Genomic DNA, 1350 nt, shown 5'->3' with positions numbered 1-1350 from the left:
TATGTGCACCAACGAAAGGGGCAACTGTCATGATATGAGAACCCGCTCACTACCTAATGTAAATTAGGTGGTGAGCGGTGCAAAAACTGTATCACCAACTTTGAGACATTATATTATAAAGATGTAACGTAGTGAGTCAGGCCTTACATGCCACTATGCATATTAGGTTTTTATCATTCCAAGGTACCGACGGTACAGAAGTGAGCATTCTAGCCTTGGCAATCTCTTATTTTTAGATATCTTCTGCCCACGTTTTTAAATCTAAATTCGTAGGGTTCTGTTAATTATAGGCATAACGTCCTAGATATGAAATAATATAGGTAATCCTCGAGTAATTAGGACAGGGATTTCCATGAACACTTGTTATAGAATTTCTTCCTCTTTCAGTGGGAGGAATTTTGTTTTTTTACGACCATTTTTAATAACTGAGATTAAAGTATCCTAAGTAAAACATGGAAAAAAACCCAAGAACTTATAAATGTATTTATCCGAGAAATATGTTAGTATTTGTATGTCGGACGAGTAATATTCAACAATGTTCGACATTAAAAATTGTTTCGCTTCTTTACAATGTCTAAAAGGGTACGACCACCGGAGAAATGGATTGGCATTGATTGAGGGGACGCTCTCATGAAATCCGGTGGGATACTTTTAGATACTGCGCAATGTCTAAACATTAAACACGACACATCTTAAGGAGGTGAAGGACGACTCACGCGAACGTCCTATACTGGAAAGAGAAAAACAAAAAATCCAATCATCTAGACTTAAAGAAACTAGATTTAAAGAAAAAAAGTTTCAAATTTGAGAGGAGATATTCACAACATGAAAAAGACTAAAAAAGCCTTAGCATCCTTAGCAATCGCAGGTATGGCAATGACCATGATACCCTTTAACGCCTTTGCAAATACGACCGTCCCAACTCGCTTAGCGGGTATAACGGCAGAACAAACCGCCGTAGCCATTGCGGATCAAACAGGTTATACCGGCACAGCAATTCTCGCCTCATCCGCTTCTTATGGCGCCTCTGATGCCTTGACGGCAGGCCCACTCGCTGCATTCTTAAACGCTCCGATTCTTTTACAAGGCGCTGGAGCGACTCTGAATGCCGACACGAAAGCTGAACTCACAAAACTTAATGTTACGAAGGTTTATGTCACCAGTGGAACGGCAGTCATCAGCCAAGGAGTCATTGATGAATTAAAAGGCATGGGTATTACTGTTGAGTCCCTCGGCGGCGTTGACCGTTTCGAAACATCTGTAAATATCGCTAAGAAAATGGTTGAACTGGGCGCTCCTGTGACTAAAGTCGCAGTTGCTTACGGTTGGTTGAACCAAGATGCTCTGTCC

General features: G+C 40.9%; 1 protein-coding gene. It reads left to right on the top strand.

The genetic code is table 11. The features are described from left to right. Positions 1-825: 825 nt before the first annotated feature. A partial coding sequence (locus tag DOT_RS17105) for a cell wall-binding repeat-containing protein (protein WP_009621369.1) occupies positions 826-1350 on the top strand: 525 nt, incomplete at its 3' end.

The sequence above is a fragment of the Desulfosporosinus sp. OT genome, assembly GCF_000224515.1.
Classification (GTDB): Bacteria; Bacillota; Desulfitobacteriia; order Desulfitobacteriales; family Desulfitobacteriaceae; genus Desulfosporosinus.
This window is presented reverse-complemented; position numbering and strand designations above follow the sequence as displayed.